15 protein-coding genes and 1 tRNA gene are annotated in these 18,065 nt (G+C 58.7%); 8 read left to right on the forward strand and 8 right to left on the reverse strand.

Annotated features, from left to right (window positions below):
- Nucleotides 1-157 precede the first annotated feature (157 nt).
- From proP to etsA, 4 genes are all read right to left on the reverse strand, one after another.
- The gene (gene proP / locus M6G53_RS20105) at nucleotides 158-1,660 is read right to left on the reverse strand and encodes a glycine betaine/L-proline transporter ProP (RefSeq protein ID WP_253334063.1); all 1,503 of its coding nucleotides are present in this window, start codon (nucleotides 1,658-1,660) and stop codon (nucleotides 158-160) included.
- A 412-nt stretch (nucleotides 1,661-2,072) separates the two neighbouring features.
- Nucleotides 2,073-3,440, reverse strand: a complete 1,368-nt coding sequence (gene etsC / locus M6G53_RS20110) for a macrolide efflux RND transporter outer membrane subunit EtsC (RefSeq protein ID WP_253334065.1) — start codon at nucleotides 3,438-3,440, stop codon at nucleotides 2,073-2,075.
- A gap of 3 nt (nucleotides 3,441-3,443) precedes the next feature.
- Complete coding sequence (locus M6G53_RS20115) at nucleotides 3,444-5,381, reverse strand: MacB family efflux pump subunit (RefSeq protein WP_253334067.1); 1,938 nt, start codon at nucleotides 5,379-5,381, stop codon at nucleotides 3,444-3,446.
- Entirely contained in the window at nucleotides 5,378-6,568 is a 1,191-nt protein-coding gene (etsA, locus tag M6G53_RS20120) for a macrolide efflux RND transporter periplasmic adaptor subunit EtsA (protein WP_494546274.1), read from the reverse strand. Before etsA ends, M6G53_RS20115 begins: the two co-directional genes overlap by 4 nt.
- 231 nt (nucleotides 6,569-6,799) lie before the next feature.
- On the opposite strand from etsA, the gene cho reads away from it, so the two are divergent.
- The 5 genes from cho (at nucleotide 6,800) to M6G53_RS25525 (ending at nucleotide 9,178) form a co-directional block, all read left to right on the forward strand.
- Nucleotides 6,800-7,648 carry an excinuclease Cho gene (gene cho, locus M6G53_RS20125; RefSeq protein WP_253334069.1) on the forward strand — a complete coding sequence of 283 codons (849 nt, stop codon included), beginning with the start codon at nucleotides 6,800-6,802 and terminating at the stop codon, nucleotides 7,646-7,648.
- A gap of 112 nt (nucleotides 7,649-7,760) precedes the next feature.
- A tRNA-OTHER gene (locus M6G53_RS20130) sits at nucleotides 7,761-7,857 on the forward strand.
- Between the two features lie 193 nt (nucleotides 7,858-8,050).
- Nucleotides 8,051-8,350, forward strand: coding sequence for a sigma-S stabilization anti-adapter protein IraP (locus tag M6G53_RS20135; protein ID WP_016928230.1), 300 nt, complete (start codon nucleotides 8,051-8,053; stop codon nucleotides 8,348-8,350).
- Nucleotides 8,351-8,473: 123 nt separating this feature from the next.
- Nucleotides 8,474-8,977 (forward strand): YlaC family protein, encoded by a 504-nt coding sequence (locus tag M6G53_RS20140; RefSeq protein ID WP_253334070.1) that lies wholly within the window; start codon nucleotides 8,474-8,476, stop codon nucleotides 8,975-8,977.
- 69 nt (nucleotides 8,978-9,046) lie between these two features.
- Nucleotides 9,047-9,178: a hypothetical protein gene (locus M6G53_RS25525; RefSeq protein ID WP_015377413.1), complete on the forward strand. Its 132-nt coding sequence runs from the start codon at nucleotides 9,047-9,049 to the stop codon at nucleotides 9,176-9,178.
- Nucleotides 9,179-9,238: 60 nt separating this feature from the next.
- Here the strand turns inward: M6G53_RS25525 and M6G53_RS25530 are convergent, their stop codons facing one another.
- The 4 genes from M6G53_RS25530 to mdoC all read right to left on the reverse strand — a co-directional run bounded on the left by M6G53_RS25530 (nucleotide 9,239) and on the right by mdoC (nucleotide 13,274).
- A complete protein-coding gene (locus tag M6G53_RS25530; RefSeq protein WP_301286265.1) occupies nucleotides 9,239-9,367 on the reverse strand; it encodes a hypothetical protein in 129 nt (42 codons plus the stop codon).
- A 243-nt stretch (nucleotides 9,368-9,610) separates the two neighbouring features.
- The gene (locus M6G53_RS20145) at nucleotides 9,611-11,332 is read right to left on the reverse strand and encodes a potassium/proton antiporter (RefSeq protein ID WP_253334071.1); all 1,722 of its coding nucleotides are present in this window, start codon (nucleotides 11,330-11,332) and stop codon (nucleotides 9,611-9,613) included.
- A gap of 282 nt (nucleotides 11,333-11,614) precedes the next feature.
- Nucleotides 11,615-11,839 (reverse strand): hypothetical protein, encoded by a 225-nt coding sequence (locus M6G53_RS20150; protein WP_253334072.1) that lies wholly within the window; start codon nucleotides 11,837-11,839, stop codon nucleotides 11,615-11,617.
- Between the two features lie 304 nt (nucleotides 11,840-12,143).
- On the reverse strand, nucleotides 12,144-13,274 hold the full coding sequence (gene mdoC, locus M6G53_RS20155; RefSeq protein ID WP_253334073.1) for a glucans biosynthesis protein MdoC: 1,131 nt from the start codon (nucleotides 13,272-13,274) through the stop codon (nucleotides 12,144-12,146).
- Between the two features lie 259 nt (nucleotides 13,275-13,533).
- On the opposite strand from mdoC, the gene M6G53_RS20160 reads away from it, so the two are divergent.
- The 3 genes from M6G53_RS20160 (at nucleotide 13,534) to M6G53_RS20170 (ending at nucleotide 18,060) form a co-directional block, all read left to right on the forward strand.
- Complete coding sequence (locus M6G53_RS20160; protein WP_253334074.1) at nucleotides 13,534-15,102, forward strand: glucan biosynthesis protein G; 1,569 nt, start codon at nucleotides 13,534-13,536, stop codon at nucleotides 15,100-15,102.
- The gene (gene mdoH, locus M6G53_RS20165; RefSeq protein ID WP_253334075.1) at nucleotides 15,095-17,653 is read left to right on the forward strand and encodes a glucans biosynthesis glucosyltransferase MdoH; all 2,559 of its coding nucleotides are present in this window, start codon (nucleotides 15,095-15,097) and stop codon (nucleotides 17,651-17,653) included. Before M6G53_RS20160 ends, mdoH begins: the two co-directional genes overlap by 8 nt.
- A 209-nt stretch (nucleotides 17,654-17,862) precedes the next feature.
- A complete protein-coding gene (locus tag M6G53_RS20170; protein WP_046688460.1) occupies nucleotides 17,863-18,060 on the forward strand; it encodes a YceK/YidQ family lipoprotein in 198 nt (65 codons plus the stop codon).
- The last annotated feature ends 5 nt before the right edge of the window (nucleotides 18,061-18,065 follow it).

The following is an 18,065-nucleotide window of genomic DNA, read 5'->3' on the forward strand; positions in this document are numbered from 1 at the left end:
TGTGGTGAAATTGATAATGCCAAGAGCCTGGGAAAGTTCCATTTTAAGGGTCCATGACGATGCCATGGACCCTTTGTACAGCAACCACAGGATCGGTCAATTGATCCTTAAACGATCGGCATTACCCAACCGGGTGGCTTTTGTCTTTCAGCGCCGATCAGTCCAGCTTGGGATGCTGGTCGATCAGGATCTGCTTTTTCTTTTCCAGCTCGGCGATCTGCGCGTTGATATCCTCGACTTTCTGTTCGATGTTGTCGTAGGTCTCCTGCAGCAGTTCTTTCGCCTCGGTGCGGTCCGAAGCGGCCGGCGTCGCGCCGCGCAGCGGTTTGTTGGCGGTTTCTTTCATGTACAGACCGGTGATAAGACCGATCACCGCCACGACCATCAGATAGTAGGCCGGCATGTACAGGTTGCCGGTCGCCTCTACCAGCCAGGCGGCGGCGGTCGGCGTCGCACCGGCGATCAGCACCGAAATGTTGAACGAAATCGCCAGCGCGCTGTAGCGGATATGCGTCGGGAACATCGCCGGCAGAATCGAGGCCATCACCCCGGTGAAGGCGTTGAGCAGCACCGCCAGCACCAGCAGGCCGACGAAGATCAGGCCAATCACGTTACTGTTGATCAGAATGAAGCACGGGATCGCCAGCGCCAACAGGCCGATGCTGCCGCCGATAATGAACGGCTTACGGCCGATGCGGTCACTGGTCAGGCCGATCACCGGCTGCACGAACAGCATGCCGATCATGATGGCGATGATGATCAGGACGCCGTGATCTTCCGAGTAGTGCAGGTTATGCGACAGGTAGCTCGGCATGTAGGTCAGCAGCATGTAATAGGTCACGTTGGTGGAAATCACGATGCCGACGCACACCAGCAGACTTTTCCAGTGTTTGGCCGCGATCTCTTTGAACGAGGTTTTCGGCGGATTTTCGATGGCGTTGCGATCGTCTTTCTCCATCTTGTCCACATGCTGCTGGAATGCCGGGGTTTCTTCCAGCGCATGGCGCAGATAGAGACCGATCAGGCCCAGCGGCGCAGCGATGAAGAACGGAATACGCCAGCCCCAGTCGAGGAAGTTGGCTTCGCCGACGATGCTGGAGATCAGTACCACCACGCCTGCCCCCATCACAAAACCGGCGATGGAGCCGAAGTCCAGCCAACTGCCCATAAAGCCGCGCTTGCGGTCCGGCGAGTATTCGGCGACGAAGATTGCCGCGCCGGAATACTCACCGCCGACGGAGAAGCCCTGCGCCAGCTTGGCCAGCAGCAGCAGGATCGGCGCCCAGATGCCGATCGACGCATAGGATGGGATCAGGCCGATACAGAAGGTGCTGACCGCCATGATGATAATGGTGACCGAGAGGACTTTTTGCCGGCCGAACTTATCGCCCATGGCACCGAAGAACAGACCGCCGAGCGGACGCACCAGGAAGGGCACGGAGAAGGTCGCCAGCGCGGCAATCATTTGTACGCCGGGCGAGGCGCCGGGGAAGAAGACCTGGCCAAGCGCATAGGCGACAAAGCCGTATACGCCGAAGTCGAACCACTCCATCGCGTTGCCGAGGGCCGCCGCGGTGATCGCCTTCTTGAGTTTGCTGTCATCGATGATGGTGATGTCGTTAATGTGCATTGGTTTATGTCGTTTTTTTCTTAACTTCATATAATCATCCCTTAATGAATTATTCGTCGTTTGTGAAAGCGTAATCTCCGTTCACTGTTGTTTTCGAGTTATCAAATCGGCTAATCGAATCGCGGTTCAAGACGATTCATTATCCACATTAAAACTGCGGTGTGGATCACAAAATAACGTCATTCATGCCGAGGTTATGTCATTTAGGTGACTAATTATTTTGCATCTATAGCTTAACGTTATATCTTGCGACGATCAAATTCAGCAGTTTAACTTAAGTTTTTGCACTAATTTGGTGCGAGAATGGTCTGATAATTGCGCAATTTGGCGATTTTTCGTCTGATGGGCGATGCTTAAAGTATAGAGAGCGCGGGGGATAAAACAGGAAAAACTGATGTGTTTTCGGCAAAAAAGCGCCTGGCCAGATGGCCAGGCCACCGGGTTATGGCACTGACGAACCGCCGAATTCCAGGTAGATTTTCGCCAGATTTTGGTACTGCGCGAAGCGGTTTTCGTCCACGGCCAGTTCCGCCTGACGGCGTTGCTCCTGAGCGTTTAGCCAGTCGGTAATGGTGACGGCGCCCTGCCGATATCGCACCTCGTTCAGCCGTTCCGATTTGCGCGCCAGCGCCAGCGAGGCCTGCAATTGCGTCTCCTGCGCCGACAGCTGCGCACGCAGCGACAGGGCGTTGTTCACATCGCCCATCGCCTTGTACAGCGCCTGTCTGAATTCCAGCACTTGCTGTTCGTAGTCATTGCGGGCGATCTTGATATCCACGCCCATTTGCCGCCATTGCAGGAACGGCAACGTCAGGCCCGCCCCGAGGCTGCCTGTCGGATTGCGCAGGAACTCCAGCAGCGCACTGCTGCTGGCGCCCAGCGAGCCGGTCAGGCTGAACGCGGGATAGTATTGCAGGCGTTTTTCGTCGACGTTGGCCAGGGCGGCGCGCAACCGTAGCTCTTTGGCGCTGAGATCCGGGCGACGGCTCAAGACGCTGGCGGGAATGCCGGTGTTGATCTGCGGCATCGCCGTTGTCGGCAGGCGCGCGGGTGCGAACGTGGCCTGCCCGGCAGGAGCGCCCAACAACACCGCCTGCTCGTTCAGGGCCTGTTGGTGTTCGTGTTGCAACGCCAGCAGCCGGCTTTGCTGCGTCAGCACGTTTTGTTCCGCGTTGACCACGTCCAGCGCCGAGATGCTGCCGGCGCGGTAGCGGGCGTTGGCCAGCCGCAGCGTCTGTTGGGCATAGGTAATGCTCGCCTGGCTGACACCGATCTGCTGATTGAGGAAGCCGATGCGCCAGTAATTGGTGGCGGCGTTGGCCAGCAGCGTCAGGCGCACCGCCTGCAAATCCTGCTCGGAGGCTTGGCTGGCCCACTCGGCGGCGTCGCGCTGGCGCGCCAATTTGCCCCACAGATCGACTTCATAGCTCGTCGAGAGAGACGCACCGCTGGTTTTATTCCATGCGGAGGATTCCGACAGCGGGCGATTGATGCCGCTGTTCAACGAGGCGTTGACGTCGGGCGCGGTGCTGATGCCGACGCGTTCAGCCTCGAGGCGCGCGCGGTAGACACGCAGCGCGGCGACGGCCAGATCGTTGTTGCTTGCCATCACCTGTTGCAGCCAGCGATCGAGCTTGGGATCGTGGAAATCGCGCCAATCGAATGGTGTCGGCGCGGCGTTGGTGGCCGCATGCTGCCAGCTCGTTGGGTAAGTGACCTGCGGCGCGCGGTAGTCGCTTTTCAGGGCGTTGCCGCAGCCGGCGGTGAGCAGGGCGGCGAGACTTAACGCCAGGGGAGATAAAATTTTCATGGGTTACTCGCTGGCCAATGAAACGACCGGATCCATCCTTGCCGCTTTGCGGGCGGGGAGATAACCGAAGATCATGCCGATTAAGGTTGAACAGAAAAACGCCGTCGCGGCGGCTTGCCAGGAATAGATGGCGGTGAACATGCCGCCCGCCAGCGAGGTGAACAGCGAGCCGGCGGCGAACGACAGCGCGATGCCCAAGACGCCGCCGATCAGACAGACCAGCACCGCCTCTATCATAAATTGTTGCATGATATCGCTGCGCCGTGCGCCGACCGCCATGCGCACGCCGATCTCGTGGGTGCGCTCGGTCACCGAGACCAGCATGATGTTCATCACGCCCAGGCTGCCGATCACCAGCGAGATCGAGGCCACCATCAGGATCAGCAAACTGAGCGTCATCGAGGTGCGCTCGATCGATTTACGGAACTGATCGCGGTTGAAGGTCATGAAATCCTTCACCCCGTGGCGCTGGGTCAGCAGTTGTGTGATGGCGCTGACGGCGGCTTCGCTGGCGACGTCATCCTTCAACCGCACGGTGATGCCGCTGAGCGTAGTCTTGCCCACCATGCGGTACATCACCGTGCTGTAGGGCATCCAGACGCTGATGCGGTTGGGCGCATAGTTGCGTTCGCTTTTGGCGACGCCGACCACCCGTGCCGGCACCGAGCCGAGAAATACGATCTGGCCGAGCGGTTCGACGCCGAAATCGCCGAACAGCGCCTGGCGCGCGTTGTCGTCGATGATCACTTCCTGCAGCGCGTTGCGATCGTCGCGGAAGGTGGCGCCTTGCACCAGCGTGATGCCGTTGACGCGGAAATAATCGCGCCCGACGCCGGTGATTGACGCGGTGGCGGATTTGCTGCGAAAACGGATGCTGTCGGACGCGCTGACCTCCGGGCTGACGCTGTCGACGAAGCTTTGCTGCGCCAATGCGTCGGCGTCGGCCGGCAGCAGGGTGCGGATGCTGTCGATGGCATCGTCGAAGAAGTCACGCCCTGGATAGATGCTCACCACGTTGGTGCCGAGCCCCTTGATATTCTCCAGCGTGCGCTGCTTGGCGCCTTCGCCCAGTGCCACCACCGTAACCACGGCGGCGATGCCGAAGATAATACCGGTCATGGTCAGCGCGGTGCGCAGGCGATGGGCGTTCATCGCCTTCAGCGCCATGTGCAGCGATTCACGGGTGCGGTCGATCAGGCTTTGCCAGCCGCTTTGCCGGCTGCGGTTCGGCGGCGGCAGCGCTGCGGCGGGTGCCGATTGGCGGCCGCTGTCAGCGATGATCTCGCCGTCCCGCAGCTCGATGATGCGCTGCGCATGCTGCGCCACGTTCATATCGTGGGTGACGATCACCACGGTGTGGCCGCGCTGATTCAGCTCGCTGAGGATCGCCAGCACTTCCTGGCCGGATTGGGTGTCCAGCGCGCCGGTCGGTTCGTCCGCCAGGATAATTTCGCCGCCGTTGATCAGCGAGCGCGCGATGCTGACGCGCTGCTGCTGGCCGCCGGAAAGCTGCCCGGGCTTGTGGTCTTCGCGTCCCTCCAGGCCCAACCGCGCCAGCAGTTGCGCCGCCCGCTGCCGCCGCCGATCGCGCCGGGCGTTGGCGTAGATGGCCGGAATTTCAACGTTGCCCAGCGCGCTGAGATCGGGCATCAGGTGATAACGCTGGAAGATAAAGCCGATATGCTCGCGGCGCAGGCGGGCCAGTTCGTCCGGTGACAGGTGGGCGGCGTTCTGGCCGCTGATGTAGTAGTCGCCGCGATCCGGCACGTCGAGACAGCCCATGATGTTCATCAGCGTCGATTTGCCGGAGCCGGAGGCGCCGATGATCGCCACCAGCTCGCCGGCGGCGATGGTCAAATCGATGTCTTTCAACACTGTCAGCGCCTGACCGCCGTTGGTGTAGGTCCGGCTGATGCCTTTTAGCTCGATGATCGCGTTCACAGGAAAATGCCATCCTCAGCCGATTTGGCGGCGGGCTGCGACAGCACCACGGTTTCACCGGCTTTCAGGCCGCTGAGGATCTGAATGTCGACATTGTTGGTGATGCCGGTGGTCACCTCGCGCGTTTCCAGCCGCTGGCCCTGGGTCAGCACCTGCACCTGCTGCACTTTCCCGTCGGTTTTATGCACCGCCTGGATCGGCACCAGCAGGGCGTTTTTCGCTTCGCCGAGCAGCAAGGAAACCTGCGCGGTCATGGCGATGCGCAGGCGGTTTTCCGGGTTGGGCACGTCGAGCAGCGCGTTGTAATAGACCGACGCGTTCGAGGTGCCGGAGCCGGACGCGGAGCTGGTGCCGGCGAGCGAGTCGTCTTTCATTACCGATTCCGGCGCCAGTTCGATGGTGCGCAGCGTGGCGTCGTAGCGTTTATCCGGATCGGAGAAAATGGTGAAGTAAGCCTTTTGCCCTGGAGAGATGCGGGTGATGTCAGCTTCAGAGATCTGCGCCTTAATGGTCATCATATCCAGCCGCGCCAGCTTGACGATAGTCGGCGCACTTTGGGTGGAGTTGACCGTTTGCCCCTGTTGCGTGACCACGGCGATGACGATGCCGTCCATCGGCGCGACCACGCGGGTATACCCCAGATCGATCTTTTTCTTGTCGACTTCAATCTGCGCCTGCACCAGGCGCGCATTGAGCGAAAGCAGTTCGGCGCGGGTGGTGGCGAGCGTGGCCTCGGCGGTTTCGAAGTCTTCACGCGAGCTGGCTTCGTCGTTCAGCATGCGCCGCTGACGTTTGAAACGCGACTCGGCCTGCTTCAGCTGTGCCTGCTTGGCCTGCAGTTCGGCCTTGATGACGTTCAGCGCCGCCTCGGCGTTGCGCAGGTCGTTGCGCTGTTGCAGATCGTCGATGTCGGCGATCGGCTGCCCTTTGGTGACGCGATCGCCCAGTTTGACCTTCAGCGATTTGACTTCGCCGGAGACCCGCGCGCCGACGTTAACGCGTTCGACGGCATCCAGTCGCCCGGTGGCCAGCACGGCGTTCTCGATATCGCCCAGGCGGGCCGGCGCGGTAACGTAATCCTGCTGCGGCGGGCGTTGCCAGTAGAGGGCCAGCGCGATGGCGGCGGCGATGAAAATGATGACGGCGATCAGCGCCAGACGGCGGGGTGTGAGTTTCAGTGATGACATGCCCAGGTTTTCCATAACGATAAAAGCGGCGGTTCCAGTCTGCCATCATGGCAGCGCCAGCCTGAACTGGCGCTAAACGTGAGGCGCTTTCCCGCTGGAAAGGGGATAGTAAAGGCTTTCCCGCTAAAGATCACGGTGAGTTATTATCCGCCGGGTGGGCAACCGGCTGCGCGGTACGCTATACTGGCTAAAAAACCAGTATTCATTTATCAGCAGGATAACGCCGTCGCCATGATGCCAAACCGCCTCGAGCCGGAACTCGACCTTTACCAATACCCGGAGCACCTGCGCGCCTGCCTGGCGCCGTTGCCCAAAGGGCCGGGCGTCTATGTGTTTCACGGCCAGAGCGAAAGCCTGCCGCTTTACATCGGTAAAAGCGTCAACGTACGCAGCCGGGTAATGGCGCATTTCCGCGCGCAGGACGAGGCTAAGATGCTGCGGCAAACCCGGCATATCAGCTTTATCGAGACTGCGGGCGAGTTGGGGGCACTGCTGCTGGAGGCGCAGTTGATCAAGCAACAACAGCCGCTGTTCAACAAACGCCTGCGGCGATCGAAACAGCTGTGCGCGCTGCGTCTGCAGGCGGACACGGTGACGATTGCCCACGCCAGGGAGATCGATTTCGCCGTCACGCCCCACCTTTATGGGCTGTTTGCCAATCGCCATGCCGCGCTGGAAAAGCTGCGCGCTATCGCCGACGAGCATCGTTTATGTTACGGCAAGCTGGGGATCGACAAGCTGCCCGCCGGGCGCGCCTGCTTCCGCTACAGCCTGCGCAAGTGCGCCGGCGCCTGCTGCGGCATGGAGCCGGCGCAGGAACATGCGCGGCGGCTCGGCGCGGCGCTTGAGCAGCTGCGTATTGCCTGTTGGCCGTTTGCCGGGCGAGTGGCATTGGAAGAACAGGGCGAGACGTTGCGTCAGTACCATGTGATACACAATTGGTTTTATCTGGGCTCGGTCAGCAGCCTGGCGCAGGCGCAGCGGCTGCAGAGCGCGGCCAGTCATTTCGACAGCGATGGCTACAAGATTTTGTGCAAGCCGCTCATCGCCGGCGATTACCGGATTATTGAGCTGCCGTAATGCCATAACGCTGGCGATAGCCTAAGACTTATCTGTAAATTCAGGGTATTATGCTGAAAAAGCTTGAGTCCATAATGTTGTTGTGGATAATGGCGCCCCGAAGCGAAGGAACGCGCTATTAACTCAGTTGGCAGAGTGATTGGTTTTATAATGGCTTGTTTTGGCTTGAAAATTGATAGACGCGGGTTCGAGTCCTGCATAGCGCGCCAGCTTTCTTCCCTTCATCTCACCGCGTCACCGCGCTTATCGTAAAGCGCACCCAGGTTGATTTGCACTATCGGCTCCTCGTTGGGATTTTCGGGTGTGCTTTACCGTAACCGCTGGCTTTCCTTCCTCTTTCTCTTTCGATCCTTTGCTAAACTGTAAGCAGGCAGGTTTGCTGCCCGGCAACAGGAGGTCGATATGTCTCACTCCGAGCAACTGCAGGAACTTTTGCAACGCGTCGCCGCCCTTGAGGCGAGAGAGAAAGCGCTGAGCGCTGCGTCCAACGCTTATCAGGCGATTATCACCACCATGTTGGGCAATATGGAGAAGACCGAACGTGACCGGATCATCGCGATGATCGATCAGGCTCATGAAATCGCCTATGCCCGCGCCATTCAACGCAGCAACGAACCGCAAAAACAGAAAATCAAACAGGCCGACGACGTGGCACAGCGCATGTTCATGTTTGCGCAAGGCAAAGCCGCTCAGCCGCGCTGAATCCGAACTATAACAGTTGCCGCCATTAAGTTGGCTAACTGATCTACCCGGCGAAACTGTACTTGTGTTACTTTTAGCGGTGAGATTGGATGGTAATGCTGTACCCAGCATAAGGTTGTAACGATGGACGCGATTAAAAGCATCTTGGTTAGAGAGATTGAACAGATTAACCGGCGCGAAGGGCGTGACGGCAAGCCGCGCTTCAACGGCGAATTCGCCCGTACTCACCGCTATCTGTGCCTGGCCATGTTCGCCGGTTATTTCGCGGTGATCGCCGTCATGTACCAGGTGCCGTATATGGGAATGTATGCCTTCCTGGGCTTCACCGCCTTCGTGCTGTTTATGTTCGCCATGCTGCTGATCGAGATCCGACCGGTATACCGTTTTGAGGACATCGGGGTGCTGGATCTGCGGGTTTGCTACAACGGCGAATGGTACTTCACCCGCGCGCTGTCGCCTTATGCGGTGCAGCAATTGCTGGATGATCCGTCCATCGGCGCCGCGCTGAAACAGAAGATGCGAGTGATCATCGGCAATAAAGGCGAAATCGACTTCTACGACGTGTACGATCTGGCCTACGGAAAAAAGCCGCAGGATGAGCAGCCGCAGCTGGCGGCGGCAAACTGAAAGGTTTCCGGCCGGCGGCTTGTCGATTATACTCAGCGTTTGAACGCGAAGCAGAGTGAGGACCAAGCGATGAGTGATGATATTTTCGATTTTGATATCGATGCCGAACTGGCGAAAGCCGAAGAAAAAGCGGCGCAGAAGGTAAAAGAGGTTCCTGAGTTTCTTGAAGACGAAGCAGACTGCGAAGGTTGCAAAATCTGATCGCCTGACCGATAAAAAAACCGCCGCGGCGGTTTTTTTATGTCAGGGCATCGCACGTTATCACTCCAGCACGAATCCCCAGATCAGGAACGCCGCCACCAGAATCAGGCAAAGCGCGGACACCGTTACCAGTATTTTCCCCAGAATGTCTTTTTCTTGTTCCCGCTGCGTCACGTTCAAATTATCCAATTAAAAGCCTGTGGACCAAACCGGCGATGCTGAGATCGAGCACCGCTACGGCCAGTGCCATGATCACCATCACCGAAAGAAATCGAGTCTTGCCGTTCACGTCCCTAATCCTGTGGTTGCCGCCGTTAAATTATTTTCATATCAAACGGATATAATTTAGCTGCGCCGTCCCCGAAACATCATGACAGAGATTAAGAACGTTCTTAAGGCCAGAAGTTCCCTCGCGTGATAATGCCGGCCCCGTTAGTCGGCCACGATCCTGACGCCGATCTTGCTGACTTGATTGCCGTCCATTTCGGCGATGGTCCAGGTCAGGCCGTCCCACTCTACCTGGTCGCCGATCACCGGCTCGCCGCCGATCAGTTGAATGACGAACTGGCCAAGCGTCTGCTGTTCGTCCACGTCGTCTTGCAAATTGAGGCCATAAACCTGCGAGATGTCGCTTAAACGGGCGTCGGACTGCAGGATAAAGTCGCCGAAGAAACGCTCGTCGAGCGTCACGGCCGGTGCCTGGCTGAACAGCTTGCCGAGGATCGGCAGGTCGTGCTCATGGCCGATAACGCACAGAATATCGTTCTCCCGCAGGCGCGTACTGCCGCTGGGGTGCAGCAGCTCTTTGCCGCGGAACAGGGCGGCGATGCGGGTATTGGGCGGCATTTTCAGCTCGCGCAGCGCCGCGCCGACGCACCAGTTTTCCGCCGAAAGCTGATAAACGAACTGCTCCCACTGGTTTTCCGGGTGCACGTCGAGACCCACTCGGGAGATCGGCGTCAGCGCCGGCGGCACGATCACCTTGGCTTTTTTGGCGGCAAACGACAGCGTGGTGCCTTGCAGCAGCAGGGAGACCAGCACCACGAAGAACGCCACATTGAAAAACAGCTGGGCGTTGGGCAGCCCGGCCATCATCGGGAACACCGCCAGGATCACCGGCACCGCGCCGCGCAGGCCGACCCAGGAGATAAAGCCGCGCTCGCGCAGGGTAAAGCTGCGGAACGGCAACAGGCCGATAAACACCGACAGCGGGCGGGCGAACAGGATCATCCACAGCGACAGCAGCAGGGCAGGGATGGCGATCGGCAGCAGCTCGTGCGGGTTGAGCAGCAGGCCGAGCACCAGGAACATGCCGATCTGGCTGAGCCAGGCCAGGCCATCGAAGGTTTGTACGATGCCGTGACGGTTGCGGATCGGCCGGTTGCCCAGCAGCAGGCCGCACAGGTACACCGCCAGAATGCCGCTGCCGTCCAGCGCGGTGGTCAGCGCGAAAATAAGAATGCCGCCGCTTACCGCCAGCAACGGATAGAGGCCGTCCGCCAGTTTGATGTGGTTGATCAGCGTCAGCAGCAGCCAGCCGCCGCCCAGACCGAAGACGATGCCCATGCCGAACTGCTGCATCAGATGCAGCGGGAAGGTCCAGCTCAGCGCGGTTTCCCCGGCGGCGATCATCGCAATCAGCGTGATGGTGAGAAACACCGCCATCGGATCGTTGCTGCCGGACTCGATCTCCAGCGTGGCGCTGACGCGCTCGTTCAAGCCTTTGCCGCCCAGCAGCGAGAAGACCGCGGCGGCGTCGGTGGAGCCGATGATGGCGCCGATCAGCAATCCCTGCAGCAGATCGAGATTGAACAGCCAGGCAGCGGCCATGCCGGTCAGGCCGGCGGTGATCACCACGCCGACGGTGGCGAGAGACAGCGCCGGCCACAGGGCGACGCGGAACGAGCTGACCCGGGTGCGCATGCCGCCGTCGAGCAGGATCACCGCCAACGCGAGGTTACTGACCAGATAAGCGACCGGATAATTGCTGAAGACGATGCCGCCGGGGCCGTCGACGCCGGCCAGCATGCCGATCGCCAGGAAGATGACCAGGATCGGAATACCGAGGCGGGAAGAAAATGAGCTGAGCAGAATGCTTGCCCCCACCAGCACGGCACCGATGACGAACAAACTGTTAATGGTGCTGGCATCCAAAATATCGCTCTCCTGAGGCTGGGGGATAGGGGCACTGCGCGTGTGTCGATGATAACGTGTTTAGTGGGTAAAACGCCAAGGCTGATTGCGAAAACAACCGATCAATTATTGCCCTTTGATGCGATTAAACTAAGAAAGTGAGGGGAAGAGGGGAAGTTCTGCCTTTTATTCAACATTATCAGACTGCTGTATTTCTGCTTTGGCAACAATGCCCGATCGCTGCGGAGAGTAAAACCATTAAGCCCGCGCAGGCAGGCCTAATGGTTTGCAGGCGCGCCAGGGTTAATGGTCGAGCGATTCCAGCGCCCGTTTGATCAGCTCGGTAGCCAGCTTTCTTTCCGTTTCGGAAATGCCGTCGAGATTGAAGTTGGAGAGGTCTGTTACCAAAACGCTGCGTTCTTTGCCGCTGATCGAAGCGTCGAGTGCGGACAGCAGCCTGCCGAGGATCTTCAGCAAGGTGGCGTTTTCCGCTACGGCTTCTTGAGCCGGGGTCTTTTTATCGGTCATTCAAAATCCTCTCTGTCGTGACGGAAGGGAGATGCAGCTAACGCTAACGATTGAATGAAACGATCGCGCAGCCCTTCGGGGGTGTTGAGCCCAATCACTACCGTTAAGGCAGGGATCCGGATTTTTACTTATGCATTGCAGTTATAACGGCTAGGTTACCTATGCAGCCGTACCACTTTGCCCGAACGGGCACCGCCAGGCTGAGCAATGTGTGCTCTGCATGCAAACGACCAGTATAGGCTTTTTGCGCGGCGGCAATATGACAGAAAAACCCTGCAAACGGTCAGGTTTGCAGGGCAAAGGATTATTGCGGTTTGCCAGAGAACAGGAAGCGCAGTATCGGAATGCGTTTGTGCAGTTCATATAAAGCGAAGGCCAGCGAGAAGACAAACAGCAGGCCCAGCAGGAATCCCAGCAGGTTGTTGCCGATATAAGGCGTCACGAAAGCGCCATATATCAGGGTCAACGGATGGTGTACCAGATATATAAACAGCGAGGCGTTGACCAGATAGGTGATGCGCGGCGAGTGATAATTCAGCAGGTTATGTCCGAACGAGAACACCACATTGGTCATCAGGATCCCCATTAGGCTTTTGATCACCACTTCCAGCTCGAACATATAGCTGCTGTGCGCCAACAGTTTCTGGTTCAGCATATATGCGATAAACAGCAGCAGCGCGCCGAGCAGCGCCAGTGGCGAACGGCGCAGGAAAATCTCCTTAAGCCACACGTACTTAAACGCATAGGCGCCGAGGATGAAGAACGGCAGGTAGAACATCGTCTCCATCACCACGAAATTGAACAGACCGTTGGATAATAGCTGCGGCGCGAAAATTAAAATAATGCGGTGCGCGGCCGAATAGCATAGCGCATAAATAAAGAAGCACAGTGAGATGTTTCCTAATCCACGCAGTCTATTTATTATCGCCGGAATATGCTCACGGGTTTGACGCTTGATTTTGCGGAACAGATAAAAACAGGTGCAGGTTAACAATGACAACGTCAATAAGAACCACAGATGAGAAACCAATTCCCAAACTGTTACATTTATTTTCTGATAGACAGAAAACTCATCCCAGCCGCTTAATTTATCGGTGAAATATTTCAGCATGAAAAACTGCGGCACCGTAATTAGCGGGATAGAGCTCAGCAACGGGATCGCCACCCGCTCCAGCCTGACCTTCAGCCACCGGTGGCGCTCGTAGCGCTCGTAGAGCATGTAGGAGAAGTAACCGGAGATCACGAAGAACACCTGCATGCGGAAGGCATGGATGAAGTCGTTCAACACCGTGAGCGAGAAGGAGGGGACTGCGCTGTTCACCGCCCAGGCGTGGCTGGAATAAATCAGTGACAGGTGAAACGGAATGCCGAGCAACATCAAATAGGCTCGGATCGAATCGAGGAAAAACTCGCGCTGTTTGCTGCCTTTAGTCATAGATTACCGCTGGTGATTTAATCGGGTGCTCATTAACACGCTTAATAAGTCGTCAAAGGTTAAATTGTTATCCGGAACCCTACTATAGCCCCCCGCATTTTTCCATAGCGTCTTGTTGCGCGGCTTGCTACGCTGGTGTTCCATCAGCTGCTTAAACAATGAGCCGTAAGCATGAACCATCCATTTATCATGTTGTCGGAAAGCTGAGTAATCCATTAATATGGATTTAAATGATTTGAGCACACGAATAGGGGGGGATGTGCTAGTTAATATATTATCCGGACAACCACGCGCCACGAGCGTTCGTTGGTTAGGTGCTACCGTATTGTTCACGCTGTTCAGTTCGCCGGCATGGGCCTTTTCTATTGATGATGTGGCCAAGCAGGCGCAGGATCTGGCGGCGAAAGGTTTCGAAGCCCCGAAGAGCAACCTTCCTTCTCAGTTCCGCGAGATGAAGTTCGCAGACTATCAGCAGATTCAGTTCAATCACGATAAAGCCTATTGGAGCAAGCTGAAAACCCCTTTCAAGCTTGAGTTTTATCATCAGGGGATGTATTTCGATACGCCGGTGAAAATCAACGAAGTCAGCTCTACCAGCGTAAAACAGATCAAGTACAGCCCGGATTACTTCAACTTCGGTTCGGTCAAGCACGACCCTGAATCGGTGAAAAACCTCGGCTTTGCCGGCTTTAAGGTGATCTACCCGATCAACAGCGCCGACAAAAACGATGAGATCATGAGCCTGCTGGGCGCGAGCTATTTCCGCGTGGTGGGTAAAGGGCAGGTTTACGGGCTTTCCGCTCGCGGCCTGGCTATCGATACCGCCTTGCCGTCCGGCGAAGAGTTCCCGCGTTTTCGCGAATTCTGGGTTGAGCGTCCGAAGCAGGGCGACAAGCATCTGGTGATCTACGCGCTGCTGGATTCCCCGCGCGCCACCGGTGCTTACCGCTTCACCGTGATCCCGGGCCGCGACACCACCGTGGACGTCGAATCCAAAGTGTTCCTGCGCGACAAGGTGGGCAAACTGGGCCTGGCGCCGCTGACCAGCATGTACCTGTTCGGGCCGAGCCAGCCGTCGCCGACGCTGAACTATCGCCCGGCGTTGCACGATTCCAACGGCCTGTCTATCCATGCCGGCAACGGCGAGTGGATCTGGCGCCCGCTGAACAATCCTAAGCACCTGTCCGTCAGCACCTACACCGTCGAAAATCCGAAAGGCTTCGGTCTGCTGCAACGCGGCCGCAACTTTAAGGATTACGAAGATCTGGACGATCGTTACGATCTGCGCCCGAGCGCCTGGATCGAACCGAAGGGCGACTGGGGTAAAGGCAAGGTCGAGCTGGTGGAGATCCCGACGGCGGATGAAACCAACGACAATATCGTGGCGTTCTGGACGCCGGATACGCTGCCGGAAGCCAAAAAGCCGCTGTCGCTCAGCTATCGTCTGCGTTTTACCCGCGATGAAGACAAACTGCATTCGCCAGACATCGCCTATGTGGCGCGCACCATGCGTTCGACCGGCGACGTGAAGCAGTCCAACCTGATCCGCGAGCCTGACGGCAGCGTGGCCTTCCTGGTCGACTTCGTCGGCCCGGTGCTGAAAGGGCTGGACGCCAACACGCCGGTTGCTTCTCAGGTCAGCATCGGCGACAACGGTGAAATGGTCGAAAACAACGTCCGCTATAACCCAGTGACCAAAGGCTGGCGTCTGACGGTGCGTCTGAAAGTCAAAGACGACAAGAAGCCGGTAGAAATGCGCGCGGCGCTGGTCAATGGCGATAAGACTCTGTCGGAAACCTGGAGCTATCAGCTACCTGCAAATGAATAAGTCTACTCACCCCGCCCAGGATTATCTTGCGGCGCTGCCTCTGACCGCCGAGCGGTCGGAGGCGCTCAACCCTCAGACGCTGGATGACGCTCAGGCACTGGAGGCGCTCCATCGGCAGATGGGCGCTGCCGACGCCAACGTCGACAGCCTGTCGGCGGACGATGTGGCGCTGGCCTCGGTCAAACCGCGTATTGAAAGCGCCTGGCCGGATGCGGTCAGCGATGACGACTTCGATACCGACGCCGAAGGGCGCGCCATTCTGAAGGCGACGCCGCCGATCAAACGGACCACCATGTTCCCGGAAGCCTGGCGCACCAACCCGGTGGCGCGCTTCTGGGATTCTCTGCTGGGGCGTTCGCCGCACAATCGGCACGCCACCAAAGAAGAGGCCGAGGCCGAGAACCGCTGGCGTATCGTCGGCTCTATGCGCCGCTATGTGTTGCTGGTGCTGATGCTGGTTCAGACCGGCATCGCCACCTGGTACATGAAAACCATCTTGCCTTATCAGGGTTGGGCGCTGATCGATCCTGTCGCCATGCTGGATCAGGACCTGATGCAGTCGGTGCTGCAACTGCTGCCGTATGTGCTGCAGACCGGCATTCTGATCCTGTTTGCCGTGTTGTTCTGCTGGGTCTCGGCCGGTTTCTGGACCGCGCTGATGGGCTTCCTGCAGTTGCTGATCGGCAAAGACAAATACAGCATTTCCTCCACCATCAAGGGCGATGAGCCGATCAACCCGGCGCACCGCACCGCGCTGATCATGCCTATCTGTAACGAAGACGTCGAACGCGTGTTCGCCGGCCTGCGTGCGACCTATGAGTCCGTCGCCGCGACCGGTCAGTTGGAACACTTCGATATCTACGTGCTGAGCGACAGCTACGATCCGGACATTTGCGTGGCCGAGCAAAAGGCGTGGATGGAGCTGTGCCGCGATGTCGACGGCCACGGCCGCATCTTCTATCGCCGCCGCCGCCGCCGCGTAAAACGCAAGAGCGGCAACATCGACGACTTCTGCCGTCGTTGGGGCGGGCAGTACAGCTACATGGTGATCCTGGACGCCGACAGCGTGATGAGCGGCGAATGCCTTACCGGGCTGGTGCGTCTGATGGAAGCCAACCCGAACGCCGGCATCATCCAGTCCGCGCCGAAGGCGTCTGGCATGGATACCCTATATGCGCGCGTGCAGCAGTTCGCCACCCGCGTCTACGGGCCGCTGTTCACCGCCGGCCTGCACTTCTGGCAGCTGGGCGAGTCGCACTACTGGGGCCATAACGCCATCATCCGCGTGAAGCCGTTTATCGAGCACTGTGCGCTGGCGCCGCTGCCGGGCGAGGGTTCCTTCGCCGGTTCAATCTTGTCGCACGACTTCGTCGAAGCAGCGCTGATGCGCCGCGCCGGCTGGGGTGTGTGGATCGCTTACGATCTGCCGGGCAGTTACGAAGAGCTGCCGCCGAACCTGCTGGACGAGCTGAAACGCGACCGCCGCTGGTGCCACGGCAACCTGATGAACTTCCGTCTGTTCCTGGTGAAAGGCATGCATCCGGTGCACCGCGCGGTGTTCCTGACCGGCGTGATGTCCTACCTGTCGGCGCCGCTGTGGTTCATGTTCCTGGCGCTCTCCACCGCGTTGCAGGTGGTGCACACCCTGATGGAACCGCAATACTTCCTGCAGCCGCGGCAGCTGTTCCCGGTCTGGCCGCAGTGGCGGCCCGAGCTGGCGATAGCGTTGTTCTCCACCACGCTGGTGCTGCTGTTCCTGCCGAAGCTGCTCAGCATCGTGCTGATCTGGGCCAAGGGCGCGAAAGAGTACGGCGGGGCGTTCCGTCTGTTCATTTCGATGCTGATGGAAATGCTGTTCTCGGTGCTGCTGGCGCCGGTGCGCATGCTGTTCCATACCGTGTTCGTGGTGAGCGCGTTCCTCGGTTGGGAAGTGGTGTGGAATTCGCCGCAGCGTGACGATGACGATACGCCGTGGGGCGAAGCGTTCCGCCGCCATGGCTCGCAGATGTTGCTGGGCCTGGTGTGGGCCGGCGGCATGGCGTGGCTGGATCTGCGCTTCCTGTGGTGGCTGTCGCCGATCGTGTTCTCGCTGATCCTGTCGCCGTTCGTGTCGGTGCTGTCGAGCCGCGCGACGCTGGGCATGAAGAGCAAACGCGCCAAGCTGTTCCTGATCCCGGAAGAGTACAACCCGCCGCGCGAGCTGCTGGCGACGGAAGAGTACCTGCATCTCAACCGCAACCGCGCGCTGACCAACGGCTTTATGCACGCCGTGGTCAACCCGTCCTTCAACGCGCTGGCGACGGCGTTGGCGACGGCGCGTCACCATCTGCGCGCTACCCTCGATCGCAACCGCGAGGAGCGGGTGAACGAAGCGCTGCAGCTGGGGCCGGAGAAGCTGGTGAAGGGCAAACGTCTGGAGCTGCTGAGCGATCCGGTCACGCTGGCTCGTCTGCACCAGCGCGTCTGGCTGTTGCCGGAAGGCGCCGCCTGGCGTGAGCACTATCAGCAGTTGCCGCACAACCCGCTGGCGCACCCAACGGGCCGGCGTTAATCGCTAAACGGCAATGTTCGACGGGGAATGCGCATGGCGCGTTCCCCGTTTTTTTACCTATTGCTTACGCGTGCCGGTGCCGGCGGAAAAAGGGAACTGTGGTAGACTGCGGCCGATGCGTTGTTCACTCGCGAAACAACCCCTTGCTCAGAGTCGATGTCGTGAAGCTCTCTTCCTCCCTTCGGCTGGTCTGCGTGGCGGCCGGCGTGATGGTCTTAACCGGTTGCGGCAGCATCATTAGCCGTACCGTGCCCGGCGCGGGGCATGGCCACCAGTACTATCCCGGCGTGCAGTGGGATCTGCGCGACACGCCCTGGCGTTACGTCACCGTGATAGACGTGCCGTTGTCGATGGTGGTCGACACCTTTATGCTGCCGTTCGATGCGCAGCACGGCCCCTATGAATAAACCGG

The organism is Serratia nevei, assembly GCF_024160145.1.
Lineage (GTDB): Bacteria > Pseudomonadota > Gammaproteobacteria > Enterobacterales > Enterobacteriaceae > Serratia > Serratia nevei_A.